4 protein-coding genes are annotated in these 6,260 nt (G+C 73.3%); all 4 read right to left on the reverse strand.

Annotation, left to right across the window (positions count from 1 at the left end; genetic code table 11):
- Positions 1–323: 323 nt before the first annotated feature.
- Entirely contained in the window at positions 324–791 is a 468-nt protein-coding gene (locus K6I33_RS30000; protein ID WP_229357692.1) for an RICIN domain-containing protein, read from the reverse strand.
- Between the two features lie 16 nt (positions 792–807).
- Positions 808–2,181 carry a S1 family peptidase gene (locus K6I33_RS30005; RefSeq protein ID WP_229357693.1) on the reverse strand — a complete coding sequence of 458 codons (1,374 nt, stop codon included), beginning with the start codon at positions 2,179–2,181 and terminating at the stop codon, positions 808–810.
- A gap of 122 nt (positions 2,182–2,303) precedes the next feature.
- Complete coding sequence (locus K6I33_RS30010; protein WP_229357694.1) at positions 2,304–4,145, reverse strand: AfsR/SARP family transcriptional regulator; 1,842 nt, start codon at positions 4,143–4,145, stop codon at positions 2,304–2,306.
- Between the two features lie 186 nt (positions 4,146–4,331).
- A partial coding sequence (locus tag K6I33_RS30015) for an NB-ARC domain-containing protein (protein ID WP_229357695.1) occupies positions 4,332–6,260 on the reverse strand: 1,929 nt, incomplete at its 5' end.

Raw genomic sequence — 6,260 nt, forward strand, 5'->3', positions numbered from 1 at the left:
CCCTCCCCCCCCCGTCCCAGGACGCCGCCCGGACACGCATGTGCCGGCTGTGCACCCGGCCGGAGGCCACGCCGTAGCCAGGACACCGCGTGCACGCTGAGGCAGTTCAAGAACGCGAGCAGGGCGGGCGGCGGCCGTCTCGCGGGCCAGTGACCGGCGGCCCGCCGGATCAAGGAAGCCACCTTGCCCGACTGCGACACGCCTCCACCAGCGCCTCGCCACCGACTACGCCGACCGCCGCTCGGGCGCCACCCACTGCGTCGCAGTGGGTGGCGCCCGATGGCAAAGGGGGACGGACGCAAGAATCAGCAGAGCTGACGGTGTCACATGTTCCAGTGCTGGTAGGGGTTCGTGTCCCCGTACTGGTGCACGTACGCCTGGCCCTTGGCGTTGGAGTCGAGGGCCTTCCTGTTCTGGTAGTTCAGCAGCGTGTAGGTGTTGTCGTAAACGTTTCGCTGCTCCCACCACTGCGCGTCGTCGCCGGAGTTGCAGTTGGTGGCGTAAAGGCCGTCGTTCCCCGGTCCCTTGCCCGAGACGCAGAGGCCGGTCTGCTTGCTCTGCAGCATCACGCCCTTGGGGCCCTCGTGGAGATACCAGTGCTGGTACGGGTTGTCCCAGCCGCATCCCTTGGTGTAGACCTTGCCGCCGTTGTCGCCGTCGAGGCAGAGCTGGGTCTGGACGTTCTTGATCGCGATGGCACCGCGGCCATCGGCGGATGCCGAGCCCGGAACCGCCACGACGGTCGCGCAGGCCAGGGCGAGCAGGCCGACAAGGCCGGTCGTCTTCTTCATTCTCAATCTCCTGATATCAGTCGGTGATCTTCATGCCCGGGTTCTTGTTCAGCACGTCGACCACATCGGTCATGTTGATGTTGCGGTAGCACATGGCCGGGGAATTGTTCACCGCGGGATTGCTGCAGGTGGTCCCCGTTCCGATGCCGGCGCTGATGAGGCCCCTGGCCACGGCGGTGTCGTTGACGTTGTAGCTGAAGACCGGCCCGCCGCTGTCGCCCTTCATCGCGGTGAAGACGTTGGGTACCGTGTTCTTCAGGGTGTAGATCTCGGTGTTGCTCTTGAATTCCTTGTACCGCGTGTAGTGCCTGCCCTCCACGACCTTGAGGTTGCAGACCTCCCCCGTCAGGGAGCCGGACGCGCACAGGTGCTCGCCCACGTAGGAGTGCGCCGCGCGGCTCACCTTCAGGAGGCGCTGGGACTGGCGGTAGATCGGCTGGCCGGCCCACATCGTGAAGTTGTGCAGTTCGCCGCCGTGTGTCGGGATGAGTGCGGTGTCGTACTCCTCCCACCGGTCCGATATCGGGCCCAGCTTGGTGTCCTGGTCGCCGGCGTACCACTTCTTGCCGGCGCCCGCTTCCTTCTCGCAGTGCGCGGCGGTCATCAGGTAGTCCGTCTTCCGCTGGGGCGACGAGACGACGAAGCCCGCACTGCAGACCGGACCTCCCTTGTAGCGCCCCCGCAGCAGCATCCCGGCGGAGTGGAGGGGCACGTCCTGCTCGCGGGACTCCAGCGGCGTCGAAGCCTCGGCCACCGTGCCGGTCCACGGCACCTCCGGGTCCGCGCTGCGCGGGGTGGAGCGGGTCGAGCCGTTGACGGGCTGCGGCTCGCCCTGGACGAGGAGCCCGGAGCCGTCGGACCGGGCGCCGGCCGAGTGCACGGTGGTCGGCTGTCCGTCGATGGTCAGCGGCTGCCCGATGAGCTTGCCGGCCGCCTCCTTCAACTCGCTCCTGTTGTACGGTGCCGAGCGCAGCTCCACCCGGACGCCCTTGGCGCGCTGGGGCGCCACGGCCGCCTCGACCTGCTCCTCACCGCCCTTGTGGTAGAGGGTCACCGACCGGTCCTCGACGGACACGGTGAGGGAGGAGAAGGCCGGCGAGTCGCCGAGCGCGTCCTCGATGGCGTTCGCGGCCTCGCTCAGCGGCTTCTGCGCGGCCGCCAGCTCGCCCCAGGAGGCGAAGCCCGCGGGCGGCTTGTTGTCCACGTCCTCGGTACCGCCCGCGGCGGCGGGCGCCGGACCGGCGGGGCGGGCCGACGCCTGGGGGCCGGCGGTGAGGACCGCCGACGCGACGACGGCTGCCGCCGCCGCGTACGCACCGGTCCGCCAAGCGCGGCGGCTCAGCGACGAGGAACGGGGTGAGGGGTGTTGCGGTGACGGTGAACTGCGCACGGACTTCCTTCCGGACTGCGCGATCGGCTTGCGCACATCAGCCTTCCACCGCCCGCCAACAGCGCCCTAACAGTCCGCTAACGACGGTCCGACGGCACTGCCCGTGCGGCCCGGGTGGGCGGTCAGTGATCGAGGAGGTGCAGCAGTCCGTCCGGGTCGGGCTCGGAGGCCAGGCTGCGGGCGTAGAGGCGGACGAGGTCGTGCACCGCGTAGGAGCCAGGACCCGATTCCATGACCAGGTGGGTGGCCGCGAGCTGATCCAGTGCGGTGGCGGCCCGGCCGAGAGGGCAGTCGGCGAGAGTAGCGGCCGTGCGGGTGTCGAGGGCGGTGCCGTTGTGGAGGCCGAGCTGCCGGAACAACCGGCGGGCCGGGCCGGGCAGATGCTGGACGGTGAGGCCGAGGGCGGCGGCCACACCGGTGTCCTCCACGTTCAGCAGGTCCAACCGGGCTTGTTCGTCGGCGAGCTCACCGGCCAGGGCGGCCAGGGCGCCGGGGTGCGGGCGGGTGGCCAGGCGGGCGGCGGCGACGCGCAGGGCAAGGGGCAGCCCGTCGCACAGGCCGGCCAGGTGCGCGGCGGCCTCGGGTTCGGCCGCGACGGTGTCCTCGCCGAGGACGGCGGCGAGCAGCGCGATGGACTGGGCGGCCGGGAGTTCGGCGAGCGGAACGGGACGGGCCGCGTCCGAGGCGACGAGCCCGCCGAGACGGTCGCGGCTGGTGACGATGGTGACGCTGTCCTCCCCGCCGGGCAGCAGGGGGCGTATGTGCTCGGAGCCGCGGGCGTTGTCGAGGACGACCAGCATCCGGCGTCCGGTGGTGAGGGCGCGGTAGCGGGCGCCCATGGCTTCGGAGGTCTCGGGCATCGCCCGTGCCGGAACACCGAGAGCGAGCAGGAACCCACGGAGCACCACGGTGGTGTCGGGGGCAGGGGTGGAACTGTAGCCGCCCAGGTCGGCGAAGAGCCGGCCGCCGGGGAAGTCGGCACCGTGCCGGTGCGCCCAGTGCAGGGCGAGCGCGGTCTTTCCCACCCCGGCACTTCCGGTGATCAGGGCGATGGGGCCGGGCGCGCCCGCGGTGGCCCGGTCGAGCGCGGCCAGTTCGAGCCGCCGTCCGGTGAAGCCTGCGGGCCGGCGTGGCAGCGTCTGCGGCACGTCGACCGCGGACACGGTCGCAGGAGCGGTCGGAACCGCCGTGGCCGTGGGGGCGTCGCCCCGGAATGGATCAGCCCGTAGGAGAGCGGTGTACGCGTCGGTGAGCACCGCTCCGGGATCGACGCCGAGCTGATCGGCCAGCATCCGCCGGGTGCGGTGGAACCAGTCCAACGCCTCCGACTGCCGGCCGGCTCTGCCCAGGGCCAGCATCAGGGCCGCGATCAGCGGCTCCCGCAGCGGGTGCGCGACGGCCTCTGCGCGCAGCACGGCCGCCGCCGTGCCGTGCTCGCCGAGCCGCCCGTGGGCGCCCGCCAGTTCCTCCACGGCGACCAGCCGCAGTTCCTCCAGTTCGTGCGCCGCGGCCTCCAGTACCCCGCCGCCCACCGTCCCGGCGAAGGCGGGGCCCTGCCACAGCCCGAGCGCCTCGCGGAGCAGGGCCACGGCCTCGCCCGGCTCGTGCCGTGTCCGGGCGAGCCGGAGCAGTTCCTCGAAGCGGCGGGCGTCCACCAGCGCATCGGCGTCGGGCAGCCGCAGGACGTACGCCCTGCCCCGGGTGGCGAGTTCGACACCGTGGGCCGCTGCCCGGTGCTCGTCGAGCAGGGTCCGTAACCGGGAGACATGGCCTTGCACCACGGTACGGGAGTGTGTGGGAGGTTCCTCGTCCCACAGGGCCTCGGTGAGCCGGTCGACGGTGACTTCCGCGTTGGGGCGCAGCAGCAGCATGGCGAGCAGACTGCGGCGCTTGGCCGGGCCGAGCGGGAGAGGTTCTCCGCACTCCGCCACCAAGGAAACCGTCCCCAACACGCGGAACTCCATGCGGTCTTCCTCTTTCCGGGTATGTGACGCGGCCCCGTCGGGGCGTTTTCCGGCCCGGCACGGTGACGACGTGACGGGCCCGTTTCACGCGGACGTCGGCGGCGGCCGACGTGCTCATCCTTGCCGGGCCCGCTGATGTCCCGCCCACGTGCGGCTGGTGTCCCGCTCACGTCCGCCGACGCACGGTCACGGACGGGCCGTGAGCCGCCCCAGCGCCGCGTCGTACCGTGCCCGGAACCCCTCGTCCGCCGACACCCGCAGCAGCGCGCCGAGCGCCCGTACCGCGCCGTCCTCGTAACCGGACGACTCCGCCTCCCGGGCCGCCAGGTCGAGCTGCCGGATACCCTCGGCCTCGTCCCCGAGCCCCAGCAGCGCCTCCCCCCTCACCATGAGCAGCAGCATCCGGGGCACGTCGGCCGTGCCCGACCGATCGTCGAAGGCGAGCGCCTCGGTCACCGTGTCGAGGGCCGGGCGCCATTTCCCGGCGTCGACCCGGTGCCGGGCGAGGTGTTGCAGGGCCAGGCGCTCGGCGGTCCGGTCACCGGCCTCGCGCGCCAGCTCCACCGCCCGCTCGCATCCCTCCGCGGCCTCGTCCGGGCCGCCGAGCGCCGATTGCGCCATGGCCAGGACGATCAGCGCGTTCGCCTCGGCGACCGGGTCGCCCGCCCGGGAGGCGAGCGCGGGGGCGGCCCCCAGGCGGGTGAGCGCCTCCGCGCCGCGCCCTTCCTCGATCAGCACCCAGCCGAGCACGTTCAGCACCCGCGACTCGCCGTACCGATCGGCGTCGGCCCGTGCCGCCTCGAGCGCGGTCTCCAGGAGCGGGACCCAGCCGTCCCGCACGCGCCACACGATCAGCGGCCACAGCGTCAGGACGATCCGCCAGGTCCTGCTGTGCAGTCCGGCGGCGCGCGCCGCGGCCACCGCCAGCGTGAGGTCGTCCCTCTCGGCCGCGTACCAGGCCACGGCGGCGGACCGGTCGCCGAACTCCCGCACGGCGGCGGGCGGCAGGAAATCCGCCGGCGGCGGGAAGCACTCCTCGTTGCCGGGCTCGGCCGCCGCCACGGCCGCGAGGGCCGTGGCGATGTAGTGGTCGAGCACGCGCTTGAGCGCATCGGGCCCGGCGTCCACGTCCAGACCCCGCGCGTAGAGCCGTACGAGATCGTGCAGCGTCCAGCGCCCGGGCGCCGTCTCCGTGACGAGGTGCGCGGCGGCCAGCCGCTCCAGGGCGGCCTCGGCGGCCGCCGGGTCCGTGTCCGCGAGGGCCGCCGCCGCGTACCGGTCGACGTGCGTGCCGGGATGGCGGCCGAGCCGGGCGAACTGACGGGAGACATGCCCGGGGAGCTGTTGCAGCGTCAGGTTCAGCGCCGCTCGCACGCCGGTGTCCTCCACATCCAGCAGGCTCAGCCGGCGCGTCTCGTCGGACAGCTCGGCGGTCATCTCGCCCAGCGGCCGACCGGGCCGTTGCGCCAGCCTGGCGGCGGCCACCCGGAGCGCGAGCGGCAGCCCGCCGCACAGCTCGGCCAGCCGCCGCGCGGCCACCGGCTCCGCGACCACCCGCTCCCTGCCGAGCACCCTGGCGAGGAGCTCCGTGCCGTCCTCCGGCCCGAGCACGTCCACGGACACGGGCCGGGCCGCGTCGGTGACGATCAGCCCCGGCAGCCGGTGTCGGCTGGTGACGACGGTGACGCAGCGGGGGCCGCCCGGCAGGAGCGGCCTGACCTGCTCGGAGTCGCGCGCGTTGTCGAGCACCACAAGGAGCTGACGGTCAGCGGCGAGCGACCGGAACAGCGCGGCCGCGCCGTTCGCCGACTCCGGAATCCGGCGCTGCGGGACACCGAGCGCCGGCAGGAACTCGCGCAGCACCTCGATGAGGGCCGGCTCGCCCGTGTCGCTGAATCCGCGCAGGTCGGCATAGAGCCGCCCGTCCGGAAATCCGGCACGGCCGTGGTGTGCCCACTGCAGCACGAGGGCCGTCTTCCCGACCCCGGCGGGCCCGGTGACCAAACAGACGGGCCCCTCACCCGCGGCGGCCCGGGACAGGGCGGCGAGCTCCGCCGCCCGCCCATGGAAGCCGCGCGGCGCGCGCGGCAGCAGATCGGGCGCACCGGCAGGGGG

This window comes from Streptomyces sp. UNOB3_S3, from assembly GCF_020740895.1.
Lineage (GTDB): Bacteria > Actinomycetota > Actinomycetes > Streptomycetales > Streptomycetaceae > Streptomyces.